Here is a 25,262-nt window from a genome sequence, read left to right on the forward strand (position 1 = left end):
CAATCAAGAGGCCCGCTATGACCAGTCCCATTGCTATCCGCCGACTCAACGCCGCTGACCAGGACTTCGCCCGTCATCTGGATCATCTGCTGAGCTGGGAAAGCGTGTCGGACGACGCGGTCAACCAGCGCGTGCTGGACATCATCAAGGCCGTGCGCGAGCGTGGCGATGCCGCCGTGGTCGAGTTCACCAAGCAGTTCGACGGCCTGGACGTCGCCTCCATGGCTGACCTGATCCTGCCGCGCGAGCGCCTGGAGCTGGCCCTGACCCGCATCACCCCCGAGCAGCGCAGCGCCCTGGAAAAAGCCGCCGAGCGCGTGCGCCTGTACCACGAGCGGCAGAAGCAGGATTCCTGGAGCTACACCGAGGCCGACGGCACGGTGCTGGGGCAGAAGGTTACCCCGCTGGACCGCGCCGGCCTGTATGTGCCGGGCGGCAAGGCGTCCTACCCGTCCTCGGTGCTGATGAACGCCATCCCGGCCAAGGTCGCCGGCGTGCCGGAAGTAGTGATGGTGGTGCCGACCCCGCGTGGCGAGATCAACGAGATCGTCCTCGCCGCCGCCTGTATCGCCGGCGTCGACCGGGTGTTCACCATTGGCGGCGCCCAGGCCGTGGCCGCGCTCGCCTACGGCACCGAGAGCGTGCCACCGGTGGACAAGATCGTCGGCCCCGGCAACATCTATGTGGCTACCGCCAAGCGCCACGTGTTTGGCAAGGTCGGCATCGACATGATCGCCGGGCCATCGGAGATTCTCGTGGTATGTGACGGCCAGACCGACCCGGACTGGATCGCCATGGACCTGTTTTCCCAGGCCGAGCACGACGAGGATGCCCAGGCCATTCTGGTCAGCCCGGATGCCGCCTTCCTCGACCGCGTGGCGGCGAGCATCGCCAAGCTGCTGCCGACCCTGGAGCGTGAGACCATCGCCCGTACTTCCATGGAAGGCCGCGGTGCGCTGATTCTGGTCGCCGACATGGCCCAGGCCATCGAAGTGGCCAACCGCATCGCCCCGGAGCACCTGGAACTGTCGGTGGAAAATCCCGAGCAGTACCTGCCGCAGATCCGCCATGCCGGCGCGATCTTCATGGGGCGCTACACCGCGGAAGCGCTGGGCGATTACTGCGCAGGTCCCAACCACGTGCTGCCAACCTCCGGCACTGCGCGCTACTCCTCGCCGCTGGGGGTGTACGACTTCCAGAAGCGCTCGTCGATCATCCACTGCTCGGCTGAGGGTGCCTCCGAGCTGGGCAAGGTAGCCAGCGTGCTGGCCCGTGGCGAGTCGCTGACTGCCCACGCCCGCAGCGCCGAGTACCGCATCAAGCCGTAAGCCAACCCGAACCCTTGTAGGAGCGAGCTCTGCTCGCGAAGCTTTTAAGCGGGCCATTCGCGAGCAGAGCTCGCTCCTACGAAAAGCAACACGAACCTAATTCGAGGAGAGAAGGGCAGATGAGCAAATTCTGGAGCCCCTTCGTCAAGGACCTGGTGCCCTACGTACCGGGTGAACAGCCGAAACTGGCCAAGCTGGTCAAGCTCAACACCAACGAGAACCCCTATGGCCCGTCGCCCAAGGCGATTGCCGCCATGCAGGCCGAGCTGGGCGACAACCTGCGCCTGTACCCGGACCCCAACAGCGACCGCCTGAAGCAGGCAGTGGCCGACTACTACGGCGTGAGCACCGCCCAGGTGTTTGTCGGCAATGGTTCCGACGAGGTGCTGGCGCACGCGTTCCACGGCCTGTTCCAGCACGGCCGGTCGCTGCTGTTCCCGGATGTCACCTACAGCTTCTACCCGGTCTACTGCGGCTTGTACGGCATTGCCTACGAGGCGCTGCCGCTGGACGAGCAGTTCCAGATCCGCGTGGAAGACTACGCGCGCCCGAATGGCGGCATCATCTTCCCCAACCCCAACGCGCCGACTGGCTGCGCCCTCGGCCTGGCGGCCATCGAGCGCCTGCTCAAGGCCAATCCGGATACCGTGGTGCTGGTCGACGAGGCCTATATCGACTTCGGCGGCGAGACGGCGATCAGCCTGGTGAACCAGTATCCCAACCTGCTGGTCAGCCAGACCCTGTCCAAGTCGCGCTCCCTGGCCGGCCTGCGGGTTGGTCTGGCGGTCGGCCACCCGGACCTCATCGAGGCGCTGGAGCGGATCAAGAACAGCTTCAACTCCTACCCGCTGGACCGCATGGCGATTGCCGGCGCGGCGGCGGCGTTCGAGGACCAGGCCTACTTCCAGCAGACCTGCCAGGCGGTGATCGCCAGCCGCGAGGCATTGGTCGCCGCCATGAGCGACCTGGGTTTCGAGGTGTTGCCGTCGGCCGCCAACTTCGTATTCGCCCGCCACCCGCAGCGCGATGCCGCGGAACTGGCCGCCGCCCTGCGCGAGCATGGGGTGATCGTGCGGCACTTCAAGCAGCAGCGCATCGCCCAGTTCCTGCGCATCACCATCGGCGCGCCGGAGCAGAACCAGGCGTTGTTGGATGCCCTGGGGCAGATCCTCTGAAATAGATAACGGCGCCGAAAGGGCGCCGTTTTTCATGGTGGGGGACTGGCACTACGCCCACGCCAATCAGCCGTAACGCTTCTTCGCCTCGATGGCCAGGCCACTGCCGATGCTGCCGAAGGTGTTGCCTTCGGTGGCGCGAGCGTTCGGCAGCAGGGCGCAGATGCTCTGGCGCAGGGCCGGGATGCCGCTGGAGCCGCCGGTGAAGAACACCGTGTCGATCTCTTCGGCCTTCACCCCGGCCTGCTGGAGCAGTTCGGCGACGCTGGCGGTGACGCGCTCCAGCAGGCCGCCGATGGCCTGGTCGAACAACGGCCGGTCGAGCAGGACGTGCAGGCCGCTTTCGACCCGTTGCAGGTCGATGCGGTACTGGTCGTGCTCGGTCAGGGCGATCTTGCCTTCTTCCACCTGCATGGCCAGCCAGTGCCCGGCGCGCTGCTCGATCAGCTTGAACAGGCGATCGATGCCGCTCGGGTCGACGATGTCGTAGCGCATGTTCTGCAGCGCCAGTTGCGACTTCTGCGCGTACACCGCGTTGATCGTGTGCCAGGTAGCCAGGTTGAGGTGGTAGCTGGTCGGCATGAAAGCGTCGCTCTTCATCCGGCTGCCATAGCCGAACAGCGGCATCACGCCTTCCAGGCTGAGCTGTTTGTCGAAGTCGGTGCCGCCGATGTGCACGCCGCCGGTGGCGAGGATGTCGCTCTGCCTGTCGGCCTGGTCGCGCCGTTCCGGCGACAGGCGGATCAGCGAGAAGTCTGAGGTGCCGCCGCCGATGTCGACGATCAGCACGCGCTCCTCGCGGGTGATCGTGCGCTCGTAGTCGAAAGCGGCGGCGATCGGCTCGAACTGGAACGACACGTCCTTGAAACCCAGCTTGTTGGCCACTGCCACCAGGGTATTGGCGGCTTCCTGGTCGGCGAGCGGGTCGTCGTCGACGAAAAACACCGGGCGGCCCAGCACCACCTGCTCGAACTCGCGGCCGGCGAAGGTTTCGGCGCGCTTCTTCAGCTCGCCGATAAAGAAACCGAGCAGATCGCGAAACGGCAGGGCGCTGCCGAGTACGGTGGTTTCGCTTTTCAGCAGCTTGGAGCCGAGCAGGCTCTTCAGCGAGCGCATCAGGCGGCCTTCGTAGCCGTCCAGGTATTCGTGCAGGGCCAGGCGGCCATACACCGGGCGGCGCTCCTCGGTGTTGAAGAACACCACCGAGGGCAGGGTGATCTTGCCGTCTTCCAGTTCCAGCAGCGGCTCGACGCCTGCGCGCCACCAGCCGACGGTGGAGTTGGAAGTACCGAAGTCGATGCCCAGGGCATTGGCGGGAAGATCGAGACTCATGCTGCAGCGGTTCCGGGAAAAAACGGCCGCGCAGTTTATGCGAGAGCGGCGCGCTGTGCTCGGGGAATCTGTGGCCGCGTGTCGGGCTGCGGTGAGGTAATGGCCAACTGCTACAGTGATAGGGGAAACCAAGGAGCCCAGCATCGCCCAGGGTAACGGGCTTCACCGACAGTTGTGTCGTTTGGGATGTTCCGTATGCCTATCTGCGCTACCTCGCCTGCCCGTTCGCTGGTCGCCGTGCTGGCCCTGTTGCCTGGGCCGCTGCTGGCCGACTGCATCAATATGGTGTCTGGAGCCGGTGGTCATACGTTCTGGCGGCACGTGCAGCTGGGGGCGGAGATGGCGGCGCAGCAGAACGGGCTGGACCTGCATTTTCGCGGGCCGCAGAGCGAGCGTGACCCGCAGCAGCAGTTGCAGATCATCGACAAGGTGCTGGAGCGACCCTGCGCGGCACTGATCGTGGCGCCCAGCAGCAACGAAGTGCTACCGCGGCTGGCGGAGCTCAAGCAGCGTGGCGTGACCACCCTGTTCATCGATCGTGATCTGGGCAGTAGCAACGTATCGGGTGCGGTGGCCACCGACAACTATCAGGCCGGGCTACTGGCGGGCCAGCAGATGGCTCGTTTGCTCAAGGGCGAGGGCCGTGTTGCTCTGCTGCGCCCCAGATCCAGGGCGCAATCGATTGCCGAGCGAGCCCGTGGCTTTATCCAGGGTGCCGTTGCCGGAGGTTTGCAGGTCGTCCTCGAGCGCTATCTGCCGGCCAATGAGAGTGCAGAGCGCAGCAGTTTGGCTAGGGAGCTGGATGAGCTGGATGGGGTATTCACGACCAACGAGGCGACCAGCCTGATTACCCTGGGGGCGCTGCGGCGGGCGAAGCTTGCCGGCAAGCTGGTGCATATCGGTTTTGATGCCAACCCGCAGCTGGTCGATGCGCTGCGCGACGGGCACATGGCCGGGTTGTTGATCCAGCAGCCTTATCAGATGGGCTACCAGAGCGTGGTTCTGGCTCAGCGCCATCTGCGTGGTGAGGCCGGCGGGCCGCGCACCATTGCCTTGGCCGCAGTGTTTGTCGAGCGCAGCAATCTCGAGGAAGAACGCATCCAGCGCTTGTTGTCGCCCTGAACGGCGTAATCCAACAGGCGCTCAGCCATCGACTAGGCTGAGCTGAACAAGGAGGGACGCGAAGATGCGTGCAAGGCTGTTGGCCTGCTGGCTGCTGGGGCTGCTGTTGCCGAGCCTCGGTTCAGCCGAATTGCTGCTGCTGACCGAGGAGGCGCCACCGACCAGCTTTCGCCGCGAAGGCAAGCTCGATGGCTACTCGGTAGAAGTGGTGCGCATGCTGGTGCAGCGCACCGGGCATGCCGTGCACATGGAGTTGCTGCCCTGGACCCGTGGCTACCATCTGGTCAAGACTGAGCCCGATACTGCTTTGTTCTCCATGGTGCGTACCGAGGAGCGCGAACCGCTGTTCCAGTGGGTGGGGCCGATATTGCAGGGTTCCACGCGCTTCTATTCGCTGAAGTCCAGCAACCTGCGCATCGACACCCTCGAGGATGCGGCGAACAGTGGCCCCTTGGCCTTGCCCAAGCAGTGGTACACCTTCGAGACCTTGCAGCGTATGGGCTTCACCAATCTTTATGGCGTGCCCAGTTCCAAACAGATGGTGACCATGCTCAAGCATGGTCGGGTCAAGCTGATCGCCACTGAGGATGTGACCCTGCGCGAGGAGCTGGCGACCGGTGGCCTGCGTCCGGAGGACGTGCAGGCGCACCTGTCGTTGATGCAGTCGGACTACTACATCGCCTTCTCCAAGAAGACCGATGCGGCGCAGGTGGCCGAGTGGCAGCGCGAACTCGATGGCATGCGCCGCGATGGCAGCCTGGGGCAGATCTTCACCCGCTGGTTTCCAAGCGCCAGCCAGCGCTGAGACACTCCAGTGCTGGGCGTGCGCTACTCGTGTGGATTCGGCGTCGCTATAGGCATAGGCGCTGATCAGGCGTAGTGCCTGCGGAACTGGTCGGCGGCGAGACTGCGTAATAGTCGGGGCGGCAGAGGGCAGGCGTGTTCCTTTATTTCCTCTAATGCCGTGACAATAAATGCGAGATCTACGCAGTGGCATGGATCGCCATCTGATGGCGGTCGAGGCAGCGGTTAAACTGCTGCACCTGTAGGGCGGAAAAATGTATCGCATGGCCGCCTGCCATCCTTGTCGTGGAGTTGTCGATGCCTGCGAAATCCGTTGCTCCTGTGGGCCTGGCCGATCGCGCCATCCTGTTCGCCCAGCTGGCGGCCATGGAAAAGGCCGGGCTACCGGCGGATCGCGCATTGGCCACCGTGCAGTTGCCGGGCGGCGTGCAGAACCGGGTCGAGGCCATGCTGCGCCTGCTGACCCAGGGGCGTGACCTGGCGGCTGCCGGGCAGAAGTCCGGTCTGTTCACGCCGCTGGAAGTCACCTTGCTGCAGGCTGCGCAGAGTGCCGGTAGTCCGGCGCGGGTGTATGAGCGCCTGGCTGAGCATTACGCACACAAGGTCACGCAGGCCAAGGCCCTGCAGTCGCGCCTGCTGCTGCCGGCGGCGGTGCTGGTGCTGGCCTTGCTGATCCAGCCTTTGCCCAGCCTGGTGGCCGGTAACCTGAGCCTGTTCGGCTATCTGTGGGGCGTACTTCAGCCGCTATTGATCCTGACTGCTTTGATTTTGTGCGGGCGCCAGTGGCTGCAGCGCCTGGAGCGGCCGGCGGCATTGCGGGCCGGCGCGCGGGATGCCTGGTTGCTGCGGGTGCCGCTGTTCGGCCAGGCCCATGCACGGCGCAATACGCGGGACTTCTTCGAAAGCCTGGGGCTGATGCTGGAAGCCGGTTTGCCGATGTTCGAGGCCTTACCCAAGGCCTGTGCGACCCTGAGCAACAGCCAACTGCGCAGCGACTTTCTCGGTCTGCAGCAGCGCGTGCAGGCTGGCGCGCCGCTGGCTCAGGCCATCCTGCCGCTGGATTTTCCCGGCAAGCCACAGCTGGCCAGCCTGATTCGTACCGGTGAGGCCAGTGGCACCTTGCCGGCGACCTTGCTCGCTTATGCCGCACGCGAGTCGCTGGCGTTGGCCGATTTCCAGGAGCAGCTGGCGACCTGGTTGCCGCGCCTGGTGTATGTCGCCGTGGCTTTGTGGATGGCCTATGGCCTGTTGACCGGTGGCGGCATTGCCCCACGACTGCCGGCAGAGCTGGGCTGACAGGCAGCGGGGCTGATCGGTAAGCCAGAACGTGAGCGCCTGTCATTCGTCGCTGAAAGTTGGCTGCAAGGCTAATCGAGGTGTATGCAGTTTTACTACATGACTGTTTTTGTAGTTTTGCTACATAATCGGTTGACCCTGACAGACCTCGACGACAGTGCATCCCATGCAAAGAGCCTCGCATCACGACCTTCGCGCGCAGTTTCGTGCGCTTCTTGCCTCGAACGCCTGCTATCACACCGCTTCGGTGTTCGATCCCATGTCCGCACGTATCGCCGCCGATCTCGCTTTCGAGGTGGGCATCCTGGGCGGTTCTGTAGCTTCACTACAAGTTCTGGCGGCGCCGGACTTTGCCCTGATCAGCCTCAGCGAGTTCGTCGAGCAGGCCACCCGCATCGGTCGGGTCGCCCGCCTGCCGGTAATCGCCGATGCCGACCACGGCTATGGCAATGCGCTCAACGTGATGCGCACGGTGGTGGAGTTGGAGCGTGCCGGCATCGCCGCCCTGACCCTGGAAGACACCCTGCTGCCGGCGCAGTTCGGGCGCAAGTCCACCGACCTGATCGGGGTCGACGAAGGCGTCGGCAAGATCCGTGCGGCGCTGGAGGCGCGCGTCGATCCCGACCTGGCGATCATCGCCCGCACCCATGCGGGCGTGCTCGATGTCGACGAGGTGATCCGCCGCACCCTGGCCTACCAGGCCGCCGGTGCCGATGCCATCTGCATGGTCGGCATTCGTGACTTCAGCCACCTGGAACAGATTGCGCAGAACCTCAGCGTGCCGCTGATGCTGGTCAGCTACGGCAACCCGCAGCTGCGCGACGATGCTCGCCTGGCCAGCCTCGGCGTGCGCATCGTGGTCGATGGCCACGCCGCCTACTTCGCCGCGATCAAGGCCACCTACGACTGCTTGCGCGAGCAGCGCGGCATCGCCGCCAGCGACCTGAATGCCACCGAGCTGACGCACAAGTACACCCAGCCCGAGGACTACTTTGTCTGGGCGCGTGAATACATGGATGTGCAGGAGTAGACGAACAGCACTGGTAAAAGGCGGCCAGCCTGCGCATAACTGTGAGGAGACGTTAGCGAAGCGCGGAGGTTGCCATGGCCGGTGGCTGGGCCAACGACGGTGCGGTGCAGGAACAGATCAACAGCAGCATCGAGGACGCCGTCCAGCGTGCCCGCAGCCAGCTGCCGAGCGGCGCCAGCCTGACGCGCTGTGAGGAATGCGAAGCGGCCATCCCCGAGGCTCGTCGCCAGGCCGTGCCCGGTGTGCGCCTGTGTGTGCCGTGTCAGTCGCGGCATGACCAGGAGCAGGCACAGTTCAGTGGCTACAACCGCCGCGGTAGCAAGGACAGCCAGCTGCGCTGAGTGCGCCCCTGGATTTTGCGCACAAAAAAGGGAGGCCCATGGCCTCCCTTTTTATTCTGCGCTGGCGATCAGTCGAACACGCCAAAAGTCATGTAGCTGAACCAGGAGCGGTCATCAGCGCTGTCTTGCGCTTCTTCCTGCTCTTCTTCGGCTTCGTCCTGATTTTCCGGCTGCAGTTCGTCCGGGATCTGCTCTTCAGCATCTTCGTACTGGCGGATCACGTCCTGGCTGGCGCGGGTTTCGCCCGGCGGCAGGGGCGTGTCGGTCTCGATCAGGCCGAGGGTGGCCTTGGCCAGCCAGGAGCGGTTGTCGGCTTCTTCTTCGCGCGGCACGAAGTTGCCATCCACCAGACTCGGGTGGTCTGGGTAGTTCAGCTTCAGGGTTTCCAGGCTGGTGGCGGCCAGGTCGTTCATTTCCAGGCGCTGGTAGGCTTCGGTCATCACCGCCAGGCCGTCACCGACGGCCGGGGTTTCCTGGAAGTTTTCCACCACGTAGCGGCCGCGGTTGGCGGCGGCAACATAGGCCTGGCGGGTCAGGTAGTAGTGGGCAGCGTGGATCTCATAGGCGGCCAGCAGGTTGCGCAGGTAGACCATGCGCGCCTTGGCGTCCGGGGCGTAGCGGCTGTTGGGGAAGCGGCTGGTGAGCTGAGCGAACTCGTTGAACGAGTCGCGCGCCGCGCCCGGGTCGCGCTTGGTCATGTCCAGCGGCAGGAAGCGCGCCAGCAGGCCACGATCCTGATCGAAGGAGGCCAGGCCTTTCAGGTAATAGGCATAGTCGACGTTGGCATGCTGCGGGTGCAGGCGAATGAAGCGCTCGGCGGCGGACTTGGCGGCTTCTGGCTCAGCGCTCTTGTAGTAGGCGTAGATCAGTTCGAGCTGGGCCTGTTCGGCGTAGCGGCCGAACGGGTAGCGCGACTCCAGGGCTTTCAGCTTGGTCGTAGCGACGCTGTAACTGCTGTTGTTGAGATCGTCCTGAGCCTGTTGATAAAGCTCGCTTTCGCTGAGGTTCTCATCCACTTCCGGTTTGTTGGAAGAGCACGCGGCGGTGATGGCGAGCATGGCGATCAGCAGCAGGTGTTTCACTTGCATGGCGGCTTGCGTCCCTGTGACGGCCGGCTGTCTTGGCCTGGACCGTCCTGTTATGATGAGCGCCCCGGTTCAGCCGGGACAAAGACGCCGTATTTAACCACAGCGTGCAGCCGAAACCAAAAGCTGCACCTCCCTCCGCAGTAGCCCATGTCCGAAGACGCCGTTCAGCTCATCCAACTCTCCGCCGAAGTGCCGTCCGCACTGGGTGGTCAACGCCTCGACCAGGTCGCCGCCCAGTTGTTCGACGAGTACTCGCGCTCGCGCCTGTCGACCTGGATCAAGGATGGCCGCCTGACCGTCGACGGCGCCGTAGTACGCCCGCGTGACATCGTGCATGGCGGCGCCGTGCTGGCCCTGGAGGCCGAGCAGGAAGCCCAGGGCGAGTGGATCGCCCAGGACATCGCGCTGAACATCGTCTACGAGGACGAGCACCTGCTGGTGATCGACAAACCGGCCGGCCTGGTGGTGCACCCGGCAGCCGGGCACGCCGATGGCACCCTGCTCAACGCTCTGCTGCACCATGTGCCGGACATCATCAACGTGCCGCGCGCCGGCATCGTCCACCGCCTGGACAAGGACACCACCGGCCTGATGGTGGTGGCCAAGACCCTGCAGGCGCAGACCAAACTGGTCGACCAGATGCAGAAACGCACGGTCAGCCGCATCTATGAATGCATCGTGATCGGCGTGATCACCTCCGGCGGCAAGATCGACGCACCGATCGGTCGCAGCTCGGCCAACCGCCAGCGCATGGCGGTGATCGACGGCGGCAAGCCGGCCGTCACCCATTACCGCGTGCTCGAGCGTTTCCGCTCGCACACCCATGTGCGGGTCAAGCTGGAAACCGGCCGCACCCACCAGATTCGCGTGCACATGACCCACGTCGGCTACCCGCTGGTCGGTGACCCGCTGTACGCCGGGCGCTTCCGCATTCCGCCGGCGGCCAGCCCGACCTTGGTGCAAACGCTCAAGGAGTTCCCGCGCCAGGCCCTGCATGCGCGCTTCCTCGAGCTGAGCCACCCGATTACCGGGCAACGCATGAAGTGGGAGTCGGCACTGCCCGATGACCTGGTGTGGATGCTCAGCCTGCTGCGCCAGGACAACGAATCCTTCGTCTGATGAGCACTGAGTGGCTGACGCCCGATTGGCCCGCGCCCGCCCATGTGCGGGCCTGCGTCACCACCCGTGCCGGCGGCGTCAGCCAGGCGCCGTTCGACAGCCTCAACCTCGGCGACCATGTCGAGGATGACCTGCAGGCCGTCGCCCACAACCGCCAACTCCTGACGTCCGTCTTGCAGTGCCAACCGGCCTGGCTGCGCCAGGTGCACGGCGTGCAGGTAGTCGAGGCCGATCCGGCTCAGGTGGCCGAAGCCGATGCCAGCTGGAGCGCCACGCCCGGCATCGCCAGTGCCGTATTGACGGCCGATTGTCTGCCCGTGCTGTTCTGTGATCGCGCCGGCACCCGCGTGGCGGCGGCCCATGCCGGTTGGCGCGGGCTGGCCGGTGGCGTGCTGGAGGCGACCCTGGATGCCCTGGCCCTGCCGCCCGATGAGGTGCTGGTGTGGCTCGGTCCGGCCATCGGCCCGCAGGCCTTCGAGGTTGGTGCGGAAGTGCGTGAGGTGTTTATCGCCAGTCATACCGATGCCGCGCAGGCTTTTACCCCCAGCGTCAACGCCGGCAAGTACCTGGCCGACATCTACCAACTGGCGCGCATCCGCCTGGCCGCTCGCGGCGTCAGTGCCGTGTACGGCGGTGGCTTGTGCACCGTCAGCGATCCCCGCTTCTATTCCTACCGCCGCGCCGCCCGCACCGGACGCTTCGCTTCGCTGATCTGGCTGGTCGACTGACCTGCATCAAGGTCGTCACGCTTGAATCGCGGAAAACTGTCCTCATCTAGTATCCATCTCGGCGGGCTTTTCGTTTCTGGGGCGCTCATCGCCTCGGCCCGCCTTCTAAAAGGAAGGACGAACCTCCATGCGAATCGACCGTTTGACCAGCAAGCTGCAGCTTGCCCTTTCCGATGCCCAGTCCGTGGCGGTGGGTCTCGATCACCCGGCCATCGAGCCACTGCACCTGATGCAGGCGCTGATCGAGCAGCAGGGCGGCTCGATCAAGCCGCTGCTGATGCAGGTCGGCTTCGACGTCAATGGCCTGCGCCAGGCACTGAGCAAAGAGCTCGACCATCTGCCGAAAATCCAGAACCCGACCGGCGACGTCAATCTGTCCCAGGACCTGGCGCGCCTGCTCAACCAGGCCGACCGCCTGTCGCAGCAGAAGGGTGATCAGTTCATTTCCAGCGAAGTGGTGCTGCTCGCCGCCATGGACGAGGGCACCAAGCTGGGCAAGTTGCTGCTGGGCCAGGGTGTGAGCAAGAAGGCCCTGGAAAATGCGGTGAGCAACCTGCGCGGCGGCGATGCGGTGAATGACCCCAACGTCGAGGAGTCGCGCCAGGCTCTGGACAAGTACACCGTCGACCTGACCAAGCGCGCCGAGGAGGGCAAGCTCGATCCGGTGATCGGCCGCGACGATGAAATCCGCCGCACCATCCAGGTCCTGCAGCGCCGTACCAAGAACAACCCGGTGCTGATCGGCGAGCCCGGCGTGGGCAAGACTGCCATCGCCGAAGGCCTGGCCCAGCGCATCGTCAACGGCGAGGTGCCGGACGGCCTGAAGGACAAGCGCTTGCTGTCGCTGGACATGGGTTCGCTGATCGCCGGCGCCAAGTTCCGCGGCGAGTTCGAGGAGCGCCTGAAGTCGGTGCTCAACGAGCTGAGCAAGCAGGAAGGGCGGATCATCCTGTTCATCGACGAGCTGCACACCATGGTCGGCGCCGGCAAAGCCGAAGGCGCCATGGATGCCGGCAATATGCTCAAACCGTCACTGGCCCGCGGCGAGCTGCACTGCGTCGGCGCCACCACGCTCAACGAATACCGCCAGTACATCGAGAAGGATGCCGCGCTGGAGCGGCGCTTCCAGAAGGTGCTGGTCGACGAGCCGAGCGAGGAAGACACCATCGCCATCCTGCGTGGCCTCAAGGAGCGCTACGAGGTGCACCACAAGGTGGCCATCACCGATGGCGCGATCATCGCAGCGGCCAAGCTGTCGCACCGCTACATCACCGACCGCCAGCTGCCGGACAAGGCCATCGACCTGATCGACGAGGCCGCCAGCCGCATCCGTATGGAGATCGACTCCAAGCCGGAAGTGCTCGATCGCTTGGAACGCCGCCTGATCCAGCTCAAGGTCGAGGCCCAGGCGCTGAAGAAGGAAGACGACGAGGCGGCGATCAAGCGCCTGGAAAAACTCAACGAGGACATCGCTCGCCTGGAACGCGAATACGCCGATCTGGAAGATATCTGGAAGTCGGAGAAGGCCGAGGTACAAGGCTCGGCGCAGATCCAGCAGAAGATCGAGCAGTCGCGTCAGGAGCTGGAAGCGGCGCGGCGCAAGGGCGACCTCAATCGCATGGCCGAGCTGCAGTACGGCATCATTCCCGATCTGGAGCGCAGCCTGCAGATGGTCGACCAGCACGGCAAGACCGAGAATCAGCTGCTGCGCAGCAAGGTCACCGAGGAAGAGATCGCCGAGGTGGTGTCCAAGTGGACCGGCATCCCGGTGAGCAAGATGCTCGAAGGCGAGCGCGAGAAGCTGCTGAAGATGGAAGGCCTGCTGCACCAGCGTGTGATCGGCCAGGACGAGGCCGTGGTGGCTGTGTCCAACGCCGTACGCCGCTCGCGTGCCGGCCTGGCTGATCCGAACCGGCCGAGTGGCTCGTTCCTCTTTCTCGGCCCGACCGGGGTGGGTAAGACCGAGCTGTGCAAGGCGCTGGCCGAATTCCTCTTCGATACCGAGGAGGCGCTGGTGCGCATCGACATGTCCGAGTTCATGGAGAAACACTCGGTGGCCCGCCTGATCGGCGCGCCGCCGGGTTATGTCGGCTACGAGGAAGGCGGTTACCTGACCGAGGCGGTGCGCCGCAAACCCTACTCGGTGGTGCTGATGGATGAGGTCGAGAAGGCCCACCCGGATGTGTTCAACGTGCTGCTGCAGGTGCTGGAGGACGGTCGCCTGACCGACAGCCACGGGCGCACCGTGGACTTCAAGAACACCGTGATTGTGATGACTTCCAACCTCGGCTCGGCGCAGATTCAGGAGCTGGTTGGCGACCGCGAGGCGCAGCGTGCGGCGGTGATGGATGCGGTGAGCAGCCACTTCCGTCCGGAATTCATCAACCGCATCGACGAGGTGGTGGTGTTCGAGCCGCTGGGCCGCGAGCAGATCGCCGGCATCGCCGAGATCCAGCTGCAGCGCCTGCGCGGTCGCCTGGCCGAGCGCGAGCTGAGCCTGGAACTGTCTGCCGAGGCCCTGGATAAGCTGATCGCCATCGGCTACGACCCGGTCTACGGTGCGCGGCCGCTGAAGCGGGCGATCCAGCGCTGGATCGAGAACCCGCTGGCGCAGCTGATCCTGGCGGGTAGCTTCAATCCGGGAGCAGCGGTCAAGGCGCGGGTCGAGGGCGAGGAGATCGTCTTCACCTGAGTTGCTCGGCGCGTAACAAAAAAAGCCCCGCATTGCGGGGCTTTTTCATGGACGTTGTTCAGATGTGCTGCAGAACGACCTCCAGTGCTTCAGCCTGATCATCGGCCAGGTCGATGATGTGGAAGCCGCTCCAGCCGTGCTGGCCGTTGGCGCCAGGGCGGCTCCACAGGCAGTCGGCGCCTAGGCGGATCTCATGGATATCGCCGAGGGGCGCGCCGAGTACCAGGCGACATTCCCACACGGAGTCGGCCTCCAGCGGCATGTCGCTGACCAGCATGAAGCCGTCGGCGGACAGGTCGACGACGCGTCCCAGGCGCGTGCCCGAGTGGAGGTCAAGCACCTCCAGGCTCAGTTCGGTGGTGTGGCGGCTGTGCTGGCGACGATCGTCCATTCAGGCTCCTTGGCCGACTTCATTGGCGCGTCCGGTGATGCGTTGCAGGACGCGATAGATAGCATGCAGGGCGCGATCCACCAGTGGCGAATCACTCTCCGTGGGCACGATGCGCGCCCGGCCTTGTTCCATTTCGCTGGCCAGTTGCTTGATCGGTTTGATCGCCACCCGCTGACCGCTGTGGTCGACGAACATGTAGTTGTGAGTGGTGGGGCTGAACCAGGACAGCTTGAGTGTGCGGGTTTCCTCGCCCTGAACGAACTCGAACCAGGTACCGAACTCCAGTTTCTGCAGTTCCTTGATCAACACCTGGGCGCGAGCCGAGACGACTTCATTGCTTTGTATGGAGGCAGCCAATGCCGCGTCTTCACCGAGCATGGCACCCAGTGGGCTTTCCTTTAGCGAGGCCTTGAGCTTGGCGGCGAGGTGCGGCTGCTTGGCCTGCACGGCGTGCTGGCAGGCGACGATGTCCTGCAGCAGGCGGCGGATGCCGTCTTCGTGGTAACCGCCGAGCAGTTCCAGGCCCTTGCGCAGTTCGTCGAGCAGGCCGACGCGCAGGCCCTGCAGGCGGGTGCGGCCGGCGTCGTCGAGCACCGTGCCGCTCCAGGCCAGTTGCTCGGCAACTTCGCAGGCGCGCTGCCATTCGCTGCTGCGCTCGCTGTGGCGGAGCAGGACGAATACCAGCACGTCGGTCCAGGTCAGTTCGAGGAAGTTGCGGATGATGGCCGGCAGCTCGCGGCCCTTGAGCGCCTGATTGATCGCATCGACCGCCAGCTGGCGGGCACCGAGCAGCTTGTCACGGCCTTTGGCGGCCTCGACGGCACGCCGCTCGCGCAGTTCGACCTTGTGCTGGAGGGTGGCGACGAATTCATTGAATTCATCGTGCAGGCTGTCGAACAACAAGAGATCGCCGGCGAAGCCGTGGATCACTCGCTCCACCACCCAGTGCATCTTCGCCAACAGGCCACGCTCGTCACCTTCACCGCCATACAGCACGCCGGCCTGGGCCATGCTGTTGAGCAGGCGTCGCGCCGGGTGGTGGTGCTGGGTGAACAGTGCCTTGTCCTGCAATGCCACCTTGAGATAGGGCGTATGCAGGTGGGAGAGGGCGGTCTTGCAGGCGTCCGGCAGGTTGTCGTCGTCGAGGATGAAGTCGAACAGCATGCCGACCAGGTCGATCACGTCGGCTTCCTGATCCGACAGCTTCTGCTGGCCAGGCAGCTGGCTGTGCGCCTCCAGTTGTTGCTGCAGGTCGGCCTTGAGGCCTTCGACGGCCTGTGGGCGCTGCAGGCGCTGGCCGATATCGCTGGCCGACTGCTGTTGCAGGCGACTGAGGGCGTTGAGCAGTTCGCTGGCGCTGTAGGTGCTGGTGGCGGTGCGCGGGGCGAAGCTGGCGATGCTGCGAGTGCCGCCGAGCAGGGGCGCATCGACATTGCGTTCGCGGTGTTCGCTGAGCAGGGCGGCCAGGCCGCCAAACAGTTGTGCTGGATCCTGCGGCGGCGGGCTGTTCAGGTCTGCTGGTGCTGCGGGAGGCTGGCCGGCGGCAGGCGTTGGACCGGGCTGGGAAGTGCTGGTCGACTGTGCCGGGCCCGGCTGGGGAGATCCGCTGTGTGACGACTGGGCGCTTGCGGGGTTGCCGCTCGTGGTCGGCCCGGGCTGTTGTGCGCTCGCCGGGATAGGCGTGGCGCTGGCCGCGTTGCGCTGGGCGTTGTACTTCAGATTGGGCAGGATGCCGGCATCGATCAGGCGCTGGTTGAGCGCGTCGTAGAGCGGATCGAGGCTGTGCATCACATGCTGATCGAAGAGCGTATAGAGGATGATCTTGATCCGCAGCGGCAGCGGGTGCACGGCCAGAGCCAGATGAAAGGCGCTGGCAATGGCCGGCGGGCCGAAGGGATTGCTGTCTTCAACCAGTTTCTGACCGTTGTTGAGCAGGGCCAGGCGTTGTTCGAGGGCGTACAGGGGGCGAGCGCAGCGCGCCTTGACCCGGCTGACCATATTGGTGATCTGCAGGCTTTCCTCGTAGTCCTCGTTCTGCACCAGCGACAGTTGCTCGGCATCCACGGCGCTGGGCGCCACTGCTGCTTTGAGTTTGCCGTCGAGGAAGTCGGAGAAGTTCTGCGCGATCTGCTGGTGGTAGCTGCGCTCGATCTGCGGGCGCAGCTTGCGGATTTCGCGCATGCTGTCGAAGAACAGGGTTTGCAGGCGATTGTTCTCGGCTTTCTCCGCGCACTCGAAGAGGGTGTCGTCTACCTGGCCGAACACCCCGGCCAGGTGTTCGGCCAGGCGGTTCATCACCAGCTTGCGGCAGTCCTGCACCAGTTCGCTGAAGCGAGGTTGAATCCCGCGGCTGGCCAGCCCTGGAATTGAGCGGGGTGGGGTGGACGGGGTATCCGGGGAACTCATGACTTATCCTGTGCGGGCCTTGCTGGCGCGCGCATCCTGCTGTGATGTACTTCAAGCTATAGACTTATAGTAGCCTGAAGTTCAATCGCAAGGCTTTGTAAAGAAAGTGATTTCAAGGGTTGACAGGCGCGCGCGGAAACGTAAAATGGCGCGCCTCTGATACGGGAAACGGCGCAAGCCAAAGCCGGTAGCAGAGCTAGGAAGTTATACGTTCCGCGATAGCTCAGTCGGTAGAGCAAATGACTGTTAATCATTGGGTCCCTGGTTCGAGTCCAGGTCGCGGAGCCAACTTTCTTATCGGGGTATAGCGCAGTCCGGTAGCGCGCTTGCTTTGGGAGCAAGATGTCGGGAGTTCGAATCCCCCTACCCCGACCATTTTTGGGTCGTTAGCTCAGTTGGTAGAGCAGTTGGCTTTTAACCAATTGGTCGTAGGTTCGAATCCTACACGACCCACCATATATTCTCGGGTCTGGTCCGAGAAACAAGAAACCCGCCTAGTGCGGGTTTTTTGTTGCCTGGATTTTATAGGGTGGCAGATCACGGAGCGCCGTGTCGCACCGCTATTGGCGGTACGCACGGCTAGCCGTGGCTGTCAGTGCAGCTTGAGGCGCGGCTCGGTGCTGCGGCCGATGCGGTCGCTGAGCATCAGCAGCAGGGTGCGGAAACCGCCGTACAGGGCCATCTGGTGCATGCGGTAGAGCGAGATGTAGAACATCCGCGCCAGCCAGCCCTCCAGTTTGACGCTGCCCATCAGATTGCCCATCAGGTTGCCGACCGCGGAGAAGCGCGACAGCGAGATCAGCGAGCCGTAGTCCTGGTAGCGGAACTCCGGCAGCGGCTTGCCTTCCAGGCGCAGTTTGAGCGACTTGGCCAGCAGCGAGGCCTGCTGGTGCGCCGCCTGGGCGCGCGGCGGAATGCTGCGCTCGCTGCCATCGCCGAGCGGGCAGGCGGCGCAGTCGCCGAAGGCGAAGATGTTGTCATCCAGAGTCGTCTGCAGGCTCGGGCGGACCACCAGCTGATTGATGCGATTGCTCTCCAGGCCGTCCAACTCCTTGAGGAAGCCCGGTGCGCGAATCCCGGCGGCCCACACCTTGAGGCTTGCTGCTACCTCCATGCCGCTTGCAGTGAGCAGGGCCTGCTCGGTGACCTGGCTGACCGCTGTGCCGGTCAGGACGGTGACGCCGAGCTTTTCCAGGGTCTGGTGCACGGGTCGGCTGATGCGCTCGGGCAGCGCCGGCAGGACACGCGGGCCGGCTTCGATCAGGGTGATGCGCATGTTCTGCGGCTGGATGTTGTTCAGGCCGTAGGCCGCCAGCTCGTGGGCGGCGTGGTGCAGTTCGGCGGCCAGTTCGACCCCGGTGGCGCCGGCGCCGACGATGGCCACGCTGATCTGCCCGTCATCGGTCTTGCCGGCATGGGCGCGCAGGTAGTGGCTGAGCAGCTTGCCGTGGAAACGCTCGGCCTGTTCGCGGGTATCGAGAAAGATGCAGTGCTCGGCCGCGCCCGGCGTGCCGAAGTCGTTGGTGGTGCTGCCGACGGCGATCACCAGGCTGTCATAGCTCAGCTCGCGGGCGGGCAGCAGCTCGTCGCCGCTCTCGTCGAGAGTGGCGGCCAGGCTGATGCACTGGCGTGCACGATCCAGCCCGCTCATGCGGCCGAGCTGGAACTGGAAGTGATTCCACTTGGCCTGGGCCACGTAGTTCAGCTCGTCCTCGGAGGAGTTCAGCGAGCCGGACGCAACCTCGTGCAGCAGCGGTTTCCAGATGTGGGTGAGGTTGGCGTCGACCAGGGTAATGCTGGCCTGGCCGCGCTTGCCCAGGGTTCTACCCAGGCGGGTAGCAAGCTCCAGGCCGCCGGCGCCGCCGCCGACGATCACAATGCGATGGGTCATGGGGATATCTCATAAGGCTTGGGGAATCCGGGGTGGAGTCCGGCTGGGCGAGCGCTAAGCAGCTCATAGCACCAGTCGACTCAGAAGGCGGCTCAGTACACCAAGGGCGATGACCGCGAGCAGGATGACCAGCAACAGGCGCCAGACCCGAAAGGGTTGGCGTTCGACCTGGTGTTGCGGAGCGTTCAGGTATTGATCGACGCGCTGCTGGTCTTCGGGGCTCAAGCGGCTGGACATGGTGTGCCTCGCATGAAAGTTGACTCATTCTAGCCCTGCGCTCGCCAGTGGCTCAACGCGCAGGTCGTCATCCAGGCGAATAATGCCGCTTTGCAGTACGCGAGCGGTGATTCCGCCGTGGCCGCGCATGGCCTGGAAGATGCCCGGGCCCAGGTGTTCTTCCAGCTTGGCGCAGGGCTGGCACCAGCCGGTGGTTTGCAGGATCGCCTGGCCGATGCGAAAGCAGCGATTCTTCAGGCTGAACAGATTGATGCCGCTGATGGCGATATTACGCCGCAGGTCCAGGGGCGTGATCAGGCGGTCGTCCGTGCGGGCCAGCAGGGCATTGATCACAGCCAGGTGTTCCCACTGGATCAGGGTGACCTGGCGCAGGTTGCGTGGCCCGGGGCGGGCATGGTCGCCGGTCAGACCGGCTTCGCGGCGGGCCTCCACCGCGTGCAGCTCGAGCATTGCGCCGCGCGCCTGTGGGCGTACGCCAATCCAGCGTACGCGGCCCTGTTGCGGGACTGCGGCGAGCAGTTCGTGCAGTGGACTCACAGGCTGATGCCCACGTCGAACAGCACGGTACGGCCGAGGTTGTTGCGCAGGAAGTCGGGGGCGTCGGCATGGGCGAACAGCACGCGGGCATAGGTCGGGCCGACCAGGGCCAGGGAGCGCCAGCCCTGGCGCAGGTATTCGCCGGGTGGGGGGAAGTGGCTGTTGAAGTCCGGCAGGTCGCGTTTCAGGTTGATGTAGGCGAGCAGGTCCAGTTCGCCCAGGTCGATGCCGCGCTCGCGGTAGTTGTGCGCTTTCTTGCGCAGGGTAGGTGCCAGACGGGCCTGCAGTTCGCTGGCGGCGATTCGCTGCGGGCGTGGCTCGCGGCGCAGCAGTTGGCTGAGCGAGAGGGCACTGCGGCGGCGTTCCAGCTCGGCGCGCCACTCGTCATTGAGACGGCGGCCATGATCGAGGACGAAGAACACTTCGAAATTCGCATCGCGGAACTGCACATCCGGCGGCTCCTGGGCGGCGCTGCCGAATTCGTCCTGGCGAAAGGGTACGTTCAGGCCCAGCAGCAGGCGCTGGCAGACCCAGCGCTCGCGATCCCACTTGCGCGCATTGGATAGGAAGTCGTTGGCCTGTTCGGCCTGCCGGGTGAGCAGGCGCAGGTAGTCGGAATCGTCCATGGCCGCAGCATAACCGCAAAATCGGCTTGCGACAGCAGGCCGCGCTGATGGGCTGCAGGCGCCGGTGTAGACTCGTTGATCGTCAGCGAGGAGCTCTTATGACGATTCGTCCCATCACTCTGTCCGATCATGCGGCTCTTCTGGTGCTATGGCGGCGTACCCCTGGGATCTGCGTGCGTCCCGAGGATGCCTTGCAGCCGTTTTCGGCCTATCTGGCGCGCAATCCAGGCTTGAGTCTGCTTGCCGAGGTGGATGGCCAGTTGGCAGCCTGCGTGCTGGCCGGGCATGACGGACGACGTGGCTATCTGCAGCATCTGGTCGTTGATCTGCCTTGGCAGGGCCGTGGACTGGCGCAGGCGCTACTGGATGAGGCGTTGCGCCGCCTGGCGGAGCAGGGCATCTGCAAGACGCATGTGTTTGTTCTGCGTGATGCACCACAAGCCCTATCTTTCTGGTTGGCGCAGGAGGGCTGGTCAATGCGTGAAGAAATCGAGGTCTTTTCCACGAGGGGCATGGCATGAAAGTTTGTTGGGTATTGTTGCTTGGGTTGTTGTCCTCCCTGGTTATGGCCGTAGAGCCAGGGGAGCGCTTGGCGCCCTGGACGCTGCTGGATCAGTTCGAGCAGTCGTACACCCTGGATGATCAGTTGCAGGTATTGCTGGTGGCACGTGACATGGAGGGCGCCGAGCTGGTGAAAGCTGCGTTGCAGGGCAAGCCAAAAGGGTATCTGGAACAGCGGCATGCGCTGTTTCTGGCGGATATCAGTCGTATGCCCGGGCCGATCGCCAGTCTGTTTGCAGTGCCCGCGATGCGCGATTACAGCTATCGCGTGTTGCTCGACCGCCAGGCACGGGTAGCGCCCCGCTACCCGGCGGAAGCGGCGACGGTGCTCTGGCTTGACCTGCGTGCAGGGCGTTTACTGGCGCAGCGTAGCTTCACCGATGCATCGGCTCTGGCGGCGGCACTGGAGCAGGCCGCCCCGTGATCGGCGCCGAGCTGCTGTCGGCGACCAGCCTGTGGCTGGGGTGGTTGTGTTATCTGCCAGCCCTGCTCTGGGCGATCTGGCGTACGCCCTGGGTTGAGCTGTTCAGCGATCAGCGCCGTCAGCATCTGTTGTATGGCACCGTGCTGGCGCTGTTTCTGCTCTGGCTGGTGCGGCGGGATTTTGCATCCGGACTGTCCTACCACTTTATCGGCATGACGGTGGTGACCCTGCTCCTGGGTTGGCCCCTCGCCGTGCTGGGCGGGCTGGTGGCGCAACTGGGGTTGTTGGCGGTGGGGCGCCAGGATCTGCAGGCGCTGGGGGGCAATGCTGTCTTGCTGGTGCTGATCCCGGTGTGGGTGAGCGAACAGTGCGCTCAACTGGTCGAGCGCCGCCAGCCGCGCAACCTGTTCGTTTACATCTTCTTCTGCGGCTTCTTTCCGGCGGCTCTGGCGGTTTTGCTGTCGCTGCTGGCCGGTCTGGGCGTGTTGTGGCTCGATGGCCTGTACCTGATGCCGCCCTGGCTGGAAGACTTTGTCGGTTACCTGTGGCTGATCATGTTTCCCGAGGCCTTCATCAACGGCATGCTGGTCACCGGGCTGGTGGTGTTCTATCCGGACTGGCTGGAAACCTTCAACCGCACGCGCTATCTATCGGCGCCGTGGAAGGATGACCCTCCGTCGTCCTGATACCGCGTTGTTCAGTCGGTTGATGGGCTTCTGGTGGTTGATCCAGATCAAGCGGATTGCAGGCCATGGCTGCACACTGCGCGAAACCACGGGAGGAATGCATATGGGCGCGCACGAGTGGGCACGAGGCGAGGTCGAACGCAGTTTGCAGCAGGCGCGCGAGTTGGGTATCGAGCCCGTATTGGCATTGCGGGCTTTGCTGAGTGCTGTGGTGCAGGGCAGCCAGCAGGTTCGTTCGTCGAAGGACTTGGCCGAAGAGCTGCTGTTCCTGGCCGATAACCTCGACGATCAGCGCGACTACGCTTTCATGCGACCCTGAGTGGCGTTGTGTACGGCCCTCAGTGGGGTGCGCTGCGTGCACCACAGCCCCCATACGGCATTCCGGTGCGCGCAGTGTTCAGCCGGGAGACATAGGTAACGCATTTAGGCTGACGGAGTCCTTCGAATCGGGAGATCGAGTGATGCCGTGGCAGGAGTGCAGCACTATGTCGATTAGACGCGAGTTTGTTCTGCTGGCAGAGCACCCCCAAAGCAATGTTCGAGAGCTTTGCCGACGCTACTGCATTAGCCCCAAAACCGCCTACAAGTGGCTCCATCGGCACCGAGAGCACGGTGAGGCGGGGCTCCAGGATCAGTCGCGTCGCCCGCTCAATAGCCCTGAGCGCAGCGATCCGCAACTGGAGCAGGCGGTGGTGCAGTTGCACCAGCGCTTTCCCTACTTGGGCGCTCGCAAGTTGCGCAGTCTGCTGGGCACGGACAGTGAGCCCCCTCATCACAGCACCATCGACGCGATTCTCAAGCGCCACGGCTGCCACGTTCGTTATCACGGTGAGCGTGCTTACGCGCCTGCCACACACCGCTTCGAGCACGCCCAGCCGAACGACCTTTGGCAGATGGACTTCAAGGGCCACTTCCATCTCAACGATCACCGCTCAGCGCGTTGCCATCCTCTGACCCTGCTGGATGATCACTCCCGCTTTTCGTTGTGCCTGGAAGCCTGCGAGGGGGAGCGTCTGGAACTGGTGAGTCCGCGCTTGATCGAGGTTTTTCGCCGGTATGGTTTGCCACGGCGGATGACCGCCGACAACGGCCCGCCCTGGGGGTCGAATATTCAAGGAGGGCTTTCAGCCCTGGAGGTCTGGTTAATGCGGCTCGGCATCGAGGTCAGCCACAGCCGCCCTTACCCCCCCCCAGACGCAGGGCAAACTGGAGCGCTTCCATCAGACGCTCAAGCGTGAAGTACTCCATCGCTCCTTCAGCGACCTGAAACACTGTCACCAGGTGATGACGCAGTGGCGAGAGCAGTACAACCACTATCGCCCCCATGAAGCCCTGAGCCAGCGCCCGCCCATAGAGCGCTATCAACCCAGTCAGCGCAGTTATCCCGAGCAGTTACCGGTAATCGAGTACGAACCCGGTGACCACGTCGTTAAGGTCGGGCAAACCGGACAGGTCTATTTCAAGGGGGCCACTGTTTTCGTTAGCGGCGGTTTGTATGGGGAGAAAGTAGCTATCCGCCCCACGGCTGAAGAGGGCGTCTACGATGTGGTTTTCATCCACAAAACCTTGCGCCAGATCGACATGAGGCGACGGGCAACATGACCATCAACCCGTTACCCATGTCTCCCGACAGGTGTTACCCATGTCTCTCAGCTGAACACACGGCGCACCCTACGGAAAGCTTCGATAACCTGTCGAAACGAGGCTGTTGCGTGGCCTGTTGCGTGGCCTGTAGGGTGGAATTGAGTCGCCCGAAAAAGATCGTAAACAGGTTTTTAGTGCTCGCGCGGCGGCAGCTCGCCGGAAAACAGTTCGTCTTCGACAGGGTCGCCAGGAATCACATGGCTTTCCGAGGCCCAGGCGCCCAGGTCAATCAACTTGCAACGTTCGCTGCAGAAGGGCCGGTTCGGGCTTTGCGGGCCCCATTCGACGGGGGCGCCACAGGTTGGGCATTCAACGGTACTGCTCAAGGTTGTCCTCCACGCAGGGTCAGGTAAAAGTGGTGCAGGCGTTCAACCTCGCAACGTAGCCAGGCCGGATCGCGGTCGTTGTGCAGCACATCATGGGCTTGGCGCAGGCGCTCCTCACGCGTGGCCTGGGCGCTGAGAATGGCCTTGATCTGCTCCTCGGAGACCTGATCACGGGCCATGGTGCGCTGCAGTTGCAGGTGTTCGGGCACATCCACCACCAGTACGCGCTGGGTCATATGGTGCTGGCCAGACTCGATCAGCAGGGGTGAAACCAGAATGGCATAGGGTGATTCTGCGCGCGCCAGGTAGCTGCGAATTTCTTCGCCGATCAATGGATGCAGCAAGCTTTCCAGCCAGCGCCGCTGTTGCTCGTCCTGGAAGATCAACTGGCGCAATGCGCCGCGATCCAGTTGGCCGTCGGGCTGCAGGACGTGCGGGCCAAAGTGCTCGGCTATACGAGCCAGAGCCGGGCGGCCGGGTTCGACCACCCAGCGTGCGGCATGGTCAGCGTCAATCAGGTGAACGCCGAGGCGGGTGAAGTGTTCGGCGGCGGCGCTTTTGCCGCTACCGATGCCGCCTGTAAGGCCAAGAATCCAGGGTGTGCTCATTTAAAACCGGGCGAATTGCAAATAGGCTCCGGTTATTTGATCACCCCAGAGCAGCGCAATCCAGCCGGCAATTGCCAGATAGGGGCCAAAGGGGATGGGTGTACTGGTTACCTGATTGCGCAGGCGCAGCATGATCACGCCGAGTACGGCGCCGACCAGCGATGACAGCAGAATGGTCAGCGGCATAATTTGCCAGCCACCCCAGGCGCCGAGCATGGCCAGCAGCTTGAAGTCGCCGTAACCCATGCCTTCCTTGCCCGTCACCAGCTTGAACAGCCAGTACACCGACCACAGGCTCAGATAGCCGGCGATAGCGCCCCACAGGGCATCACCCAGGCTGGTGAAGAGGCCGTAATAGTTGAGGAGCAGCCCCAGCCAGAGCAGCGGCAGCACCAGCGTATCGGGCAGCAGTTGGTGGTCGGTATCGATCAGGCTCATGGCCAGCAGGCCCCAGCTCAATACCAGCATGGCGCCGGCCTGCCAGCCAAAACCGAAGTGCCAGGCCACATAGGCAGAGAGCAGTCCGCAGGCGAGCTCTACCAGCGGGTAGCGCTTGCTGATCGGCGCTTTGCAGCTGGAGCACTTGCCGCGGAGCGCCAGCCAACTCAGCACCGGGATGTTCTCCCAGGGCTTGATTTGGTGTCCGCAGTGCGGGCAGCTGGAGTGGGGGAGAACCAGATTGAAGGTCTCGTCGGCCGGCTCTTCAGGTAACTCGAGAATTTCCCGGGCCTGGATGCGCCATTCGCGCTGCATCATTTTTGGCAGGCGATAGACCACTACATTGAGGAAGCTGCCGATCAACAGGCCGAGCAGCAGGGCGGATAAAACAAAGGCCGGCAAATTGCCGGCCAGAAGGTCTAAAGCCATAAG

25 protein-coding genes, 3 tRNA genes and 1 pseudogene are annotated in these 25,262 nt (G+C 64.0%); 18 read left to right on the forward strand and 11 right to left on the reverse strand.

The window, feature by feature from the left end:
* The first annotated feature begins 17 nt into the window (after nt 1–17).
* Nucleotides 18–1,328 (forward strand): histidinol dehydrogenase, encoded by a 1,311-nt coding sequence (hisD, locus tag HNE05_RS04215; protein ID WP_173203658.1) that lies wholly within the window; start codon nt 18–20, stop codon nt 1,326–1,328.
* A 119-nt stretch (nt 1,329–1,447) separates the two neighbouring features.
* A complete protein-coding gene (gene hisC / locus HNE05_RS04220) occupies nt 1,448–2,503 on the forward strand; it encodes a histidinol-phosphate transaminase (protein WP_173203660.1) in 1,056 nt (351 codons plus the stop codon).
* Nucleotides 2,504–2,569: 66 nt separating this feature from the next.
* Here the strand turns inward: hisC and HNE05_RS04225 are convergent, their stop codons facing one another.
* A complete protein-coding gene (locus HNE05_RS04225; protein WP_173203662.1) occupies nt 2,570–3,835 on the reverse strand; it encodes an Hsp70 family protein in 1,266 nt (421 codons plus the stop codon).
* Between the two features lie 195 nt (nt 3,836–4,030).
* On the opposite strand from HNE05_RS04225, the gene HNE05_RS04230 reads away from it, so the two are divergent.
* From HNE05_RS04230 to HNE05_RS04250, 5 genes are all read left to right on the forward strand, one after another.
* On the forward strand, nt 4,031–4,957 hold the full coding sequence (locus tag HNE05_RS04230; protein ID WP_173203664.1) for a substrate-binding domain-containing protein: 927 nt from the start codon (nt 4,031–4,033) through the stop codon (nt 4,955–4,957).
* 64 nt (nt 4,958–5,021) lie between these two features.
* Entirely contained in the window at nt 5,022–5,762 is a 741-nt protein-coding gene (locus tag HNE05_RS04235) for a substrate-binding periplasmic protein (RefSeq protein WP_173203666.1), read from the forward strand.
* Nucleotides 5,763–6,058: 296 nt separating this feature from the next.
* The gene (locus tag HNE05_RS04240; RefSeq protein ID WP_173203668.1) at nt 6,059–7,057 is read left to right on the forward strand and encodes a type II secretion system F family protein; all 999 of its coding nucleotides are present in this window, start codon (nt 6,059–6,061) and stop codon (nt 7,055–7,057) included.
* Between the two features lie 166 nt (nt 7,058–7,223).
* Nucleotides 7,224–8,087, forward strand: a complete 864-nt coding sequence (locus HNE05_RS04245; protein WP_173203671.1) for an isocitrate lyase/PEP mutase family protein — start codon at nt 7,224–7,226, stop codon at nt 8,085–8,087.
* 74 nt (nt 8,088–8,161) lie between these two features.
* The gene (locus HNE05_RS04250) at nt 8,162–8,428 is read left to right on the forward strand and encodes a DksA/TraR family C4-type zinc finger protein (RefSeq protein WP_173203673.1); all 267 of its coding nucleotides are present in this window, start codon (nt 8,162–8,164) and stop codon (nt 8,426–8,428) included.
* A gap of 68 nt (nt 8,429–8,496) precedes the next feature.
* Here HNE05_RS04250 and HNE05_RS04255 read toward each other — a convergent pair whose 3' ends face one another.
* Entirely contained in the window at nt 8,497–9,516 is a 1,020-nt protein-coding gene (locus tag HNE05_RS04255; RefSeq protein WP_173203675.1) for an outer membrane protein assembly factor BamD, read from the reverse strand.
* Nucleotides 9,517–9,663: 147 nt separating this feature from the next.
* Between HNE05_RS04255 and rluD the strand changes: the two genes are divergently transcribed.
* The 3 genes from rluD to clpB all read left to right on the forward strand — a co-directional run bounded on the left by rluD (nt 9,664) and on the right by clpB (nt 14,055).
* Nucleotides 9,664–10,635, forward strand: coding sequence for a 23S rRNA pseudouridine(1911/1915/1917) synthase RluD (gene rluD, locus HNE05_RS04260; RefSeq protein ID WP_173203677.1), 972 nt, complete (start codon nt 9,664–9,666; stop codon nt 10,633–10,635).
* Nucleotides 10,635–11,363 carry a peptidoglycan editing factor PgeF gene (gene pgeF, locus HNE05_RS04265; protein ID WP_173203680.1) on the forward strand — a complete coding sequence of 243 codons (729 nt, stop codon included), beginning with the start codon at nt 10,635–10,637 and terminating at the stop codon, nt 11,361–11,363. Before rluD ends, pgeF begins: the two co-directional genes overlap by 1 nt.
* A gap of 127 nt (nt 11,364–11,490) precedes the next feature.
* Nucleotides 11,491–14,055 (forward strand): ATP-dependent chaperone ClpB, encoded by a 2,565-nt coding sequence (gene clpB, locus HNE05_RS04270; RefSeq protein ID WP_173203682.1) that lies wholly within the window; start codon nt 11,491–11,493, stop codon nt 14,053–14,055.
* A 58-nt stretch (nt 14,056–14,113) separates the two neighbouring features.
* Here the strand turns inward: clpB and HNE05_RS04275 are convergent, their stop codons facing one another.
* Both HNE05_RS04275 and HNE05_RS04280 read right to left on the reverse strand, forming a co-directional pair.
* Nucleotides 14,114–14,446, reverse strand: coding sequence for a PilZ domain-containing protein (locus tag HNE05_RS04275; protein ID WP_173203684.1), 333 nt, complete (start codon nt 14,444–14,446; stop codon nt 14,114–14,116).
* Nucleotides 14,447–16,852 carry a DUF1631 domain-containing protein gene (locus tag HNE05_RS04280; RefSeq protein WP_173203686.1) on the reverse strand — a complete coding sequence of 802 codons (2,406 nt, stop codon included), beginning with the start codon at nt 16,850–16,852 and terminating at the stop codon, nt 14,447–14,449.
* Nucleotides 16,853–17,064: 212 nt separating this feature from the next.
* On the opposite strand from HNE05_RS04280, the gene HNE05_RS04285 reads away from it, so the two are divergent.
* The 3 genes from HNE05_RS04285 to HNE05_RS04295 all read left to right on the forward strand — a co-directional run bounded on the left by HNE05_RS04285 (nt 17,065) and on the right by HNE05_RS04295 (nt 17,308).
* Nucleotides 17,065–17,140 (forward strand) — tRNA-Asn (locus tag HNE05_RS04285).
* 10 nt (nt 17,141–17,150) lie between these two features.
* Nucleotides 17,151–17,227: transfer RNA gene (locus HNE05_RS04290), tRNA-Pro, on the forward strand.
* Nucleotides 17,228–17,232: 5 nt separating this feature from the next.
* A tRNA-Lys gene (locus tag HNE05_RS04295) sits at nt 17,233–17,308 on the forward strand.
* A gap of 136 nt (nt 17,309–17,444) precedes the next feature.
* Here HNE05_RS04295 and HNE05_RS04300 read toward each other — a convergent pair.
* The 4 genes from HNE05_RS04300 to HNE05_RS04315 form a co-directional block, all read right to left on the reverse strand.
* Nucleotides 17,445–18,743 carry an NAD(P)/FAD-dependent oxidoreductase gene (locus HNE05_RS04300; protein WP_173203688.1) on the reverse strand — a complete coding sequence of 433 codons (1,299 nt, stop codon included), beginning with the start codon at nt 18,741–18,743 and terminating at the stop codon, nt 17,445–17,447.
* 63 nt (nt 18,744–18,806) lie between these two features.
* The gene (locus tag HNE05_RS04305; RefSeq protein ID WP_173203690.1) at nt 18,807–18,980 is read right to left on the reverse strand and encodes a DUF3094 family protein; all 174 of its coding nucleotides are present in this window, start codon (nt 18,978–18,980) and stop codon (nt 18,807–18,809) included.
* Nucleotides 18,981–19,004: 24 nt separating this feature from the next.
* Nucleotides 19,005–19,517 carry an MOSC domain-containing protein gene (locus HNE05_RS04310; RefSeq protein WP_173203692.1) on the reverse strand — a complete coding sequence of 171 codons (513 nt, stop codon included), beginning with the start codon at nt 19,515–19,517 and terminating at the stop codon, nt 19,005–19,007.
* The gene (locus HNE05_RS04315) at nt 19,514–20,143 is read right to left on the reverse strand and encodes a DUF1780 domain-containing protein (protein WP_173203694.1); all 630 of its coding nucleotides are present in this window, start codon (nt 20,141–20,143) and stop codon (nt 19,514–19,516) included. The genes HNE05_RS04310 and HNE05_RS04315 overlap by 4 nt, the downstream gene beginning before the upstream one ends.
* Nucleotides 20,144–20,241: 98 nt before the next feature.
* Between HNE05_RS04315 and HNE05_RS04320 the strand changes: the two genes are divergently transcribed.
* The 5 genes and pseudogenes from HNE05_RS04320 to HNE05_RS04340 all read left to right on the forward strand — a co-directional run bounded on the left by HNE05_RS04320 (nt 20,242) and on the right by HNE05_RS04340 (nt 23,416).
* On the forward strand, nt 20,242–20,664 hold the full coding sequence (locus tag HNE05_RS04320; protein WP_173203697.1) for a GNAT family N-acetyltransferase: 423 nt from the start codon (nt 20,242–20,244) through the stop codon (nt 20,662–20,664).
* Nucleotides 20,661–21,128, forward strand: a complete 468-nt coding sequence (locus tag HNE05_RS04325; protein WP_173203699.1) for an FAD/FMN-containing dehydrogenase — start codon at nt 20,661–20,663, stop codon at nt 21,126–21,128. The genes HNE05_RS04320 and HNE05_RS04325 overlap by 4 nt, the downstream gene beginning before the upstream one ends.
* Nucleotides 21,125–21,814 (forward strand): energy-coupling factor ABC transporter permease, encoded by a 690-nt coding sequence (locus HNE05_RS04330; RefSeq protein ID WP_173203701.1) that lies wholly within the window; start codon nt 21,125–21,127, stop codon nt 21,812–21,814. The genes HNE05_RS04325 and HNE05_RS04330 overlap by 4 nt, the downstream gene beginning before the upstream one ends.
* Before the next feature lie 103 nt (nt 21,815–21,917).
* Nucleotides 21,918–22,133 carry a hypothetical protein gene (locus HNE05_RS04335; RefSeq protein ID WP_173211596.1) on the forward strand — a complete coding sequence of 72 codons (216 nt, stop codon included), beginning with the start codon at nt 21,918–21,920 and terminating at the stop codon, nt 22,131–22,133.
* Nucleotides 22,134–22,275: 142 nt separating this feature from the next.
* Nucleotides 22,276–23,416, forward strand: a pseudogene (locus HNE05_RS04340) (IS481 family transposase).
* 173 nt (nt 23,417–23,589) lie between these two features.
* Here the strand turns inward: HNE05_RS04340 and yacG are convergent.
* Genes yacG through HNE05_RS04355 form a run of 3 tightly spaced genes read right to left on the reverse strand, consistent with a single transcriptional unit; the run spans nt 23,590 to nt 25,259 of the window.
* On the reverse strand, nt 23,590–23,784 hold the full coding sequence (gene yacG / locus HNE05_RS04345) for a DNA gyrase inhibitor YacG (RefSeq protein WP_173203703.1): 195 nt from the start codon (nt 23,782–23,784) through the stop codon (nt 23,590–23,592).
* Nucleotides 23,781–24,392, reverse strand: coding sequence for a dephospho-CoA kinase (coaE, locus tag HNE05_RS04350; protein ID WP_173203705.1), 612 nt, complete (start codon nt 24,390–24,392; stop codon nt 23,781–23,783). Before coaE ends, yacG begins: the two co-directional genes overlap by 4 nt.
* Entirely contained in the window at nt 24,393–25,259 is an 867-nt protein-coding gene (locus tag HNE05_RS04355) for a prepilin peptidase (protein ID WP_173203707.1), read from the reverse strand.
* Nucleotides 25,260–25,262 lie beyond the last annotated feature (3 nt).

Origin of the sequence: Pseudomonas campi (genome assembly GCF_013200955.2) — a bacterium.
GTDB lineage: Bacteria > Pseudomonadota > Gammaproteobacteria > Pseudomonadales > Pseudomonadaceae > Aquipseudomonas > Aquipseudomonas campi.

Bases quoted from the DNA above. Each gene is read 5' to 3' on its own strand.
- coaE (WP_173203705.1), bottom strand. From the start codon at position 24,392: ATGAGCACACCCTGGATTCTTGGCCTTACAGGCGGCATCGGTAGCGGC.
- HNE05_RS04250 (WP_173203673.1), top strand. From the start codon at position 8,162: ATGGCCGGTGGCTGGGCCAACGACGGTGCGGTGCAGGAACAGATCAAC.
- HNE05_RS04275 (WP_173203684.1), bottom strand. From the start codon at position 14,446: ATGGACGATCGTCGCCAGCACAGCCGCCACACCACCGAACTGAGCCTG.
- HNE05_RS04325 (WP_173203699.1), top strand. From the start codon at position 20,661: ATGAAAGTTTGTTGGGTATTGTTGCTTGGGTTGTTGTCCTCCCTGGTT.
- HNE05_RS04240 (WP_173203668.1), top strand. From the start codon at position 6,059: ATGCCTGCGAAATCCGTTGCTCCTGTGGGCCTGGCCGATCGCGCCATC.
- HNE05_RS04335 (WP_173211596.1), top strand. From the start codon at position 21,918: ATGGGCGCGCACGAGTGGGCACGAGGCGAGGTCGAACGCAGTTTGCAG.
- HNE05_RS04300 (WP_173203688.1), bottom strand. From the start codon at position 18,743: ATGACCCATCGCATTGTGATCGTCGGCGGCGGCGCCGGCGGCCTGGAG.
- HNE05_RS04315 (WP_173203694.1), bottom strand. From the start codon at position 20,143: ATGGACGATTCCGACTACCTGCGCCTGCTCACCCGGCAGGCCGAACAG.
- HNE05_RS04280 (WP_173203686.1), bottom strand. From the start codon at position 16,852: ATGAGTTCCCCGGATACCCCGTCCACCCCACCCCGCTCAATTCCAGGG.
- HNE05_RS04230 (WP_173203664.1), top strand. From the start codon at position 4,031: ATGCCTATCTGCGCTACCTCGCCTGCCCGTTCGCTGGTCGCCGTGCTG.
- HNE05_RS04305 (WP_173203690.1), bottom strand. From the start codon at position 18,980: ATGTCCAGCCGCTTGAGCCCCGAAGACCAGCAGCGCGTCGATCAATAC.
- HNE05_RS04225 (WP_173203662.1), bottom strand. From the start codon at position 3,835: ATGAGTCTCGATCTTCCCGCCAATGCCCTGGGCATCGACTTCGGTACT.
- hisD (WP_173203658.1), top strand. From the start codon at position 18: ATGACCAGTCCCATTGCTATCCGCCGACTCAACGCCGCTGACCAGGAC.
- HNE05_RS04320 (WP_173203697.1), top strand. From the start codon at position 20,242: ATGACGATTCGTCCCATCACTCTGTCCGATCATGCGGCTCTTCTGGTG.
- HNE05_RS04255 (WP_173203675.1), bottom strand. From the start codon at position 9,516: ATGCAAGTGAAACACCTGCTGCTGATCGCCATGCTCGCCATCACCGCC.
- pgeF (WP_173203680.1), top strand. From the start codon at position 10,635: ATGAGCACTGAGTGGCTGACGCCCGATTGGCCCGCGCCCGCCCATGTG.
- HNE05_RS04355 (WP_173203707.1), bottom strand. From the start codon at position 25,259: ATGGCTTTAGACCTTCTGGCCGGCAATTTGCCGGCCTTTGTTTTATCC.
- HNE05_RS04245 (WP_173203671.1), top strand. From the start codon at position 7,224: ATGCAAAGAGCCTCGCATCACGACCTTCGCGCGCAGTTTCGTGCGCTT.
- rluD (WP_173203677.1), top strand. From the start codon at position 9,664: ATGTCCGAAGACGCCGTTCAGCTCATCCAACTCTCCGCCGAAGTGCCG.
- hisC (WP_173203660.1), top strand. From the start codon at position 1,448: ATGAGCAAATTCTGGAGCCCCTTCGTCAAGGACCTGGTGCCCTACGTA.
- HNE05_RS04235 (WP_173203666.1), top strand. From the start codon at position 5,022: ATGCGTGCAAGGCTGTTGGCCTGCTGGCTGCTGGGGCTGCTGTTGCCG.
- clpB (WP_173203682.1), top strand. From the start codon at position 11,491: ATGCGAATCGACCGTTTGACCAGCAAGCTGCAGCTTGCCCTTTCCGAT.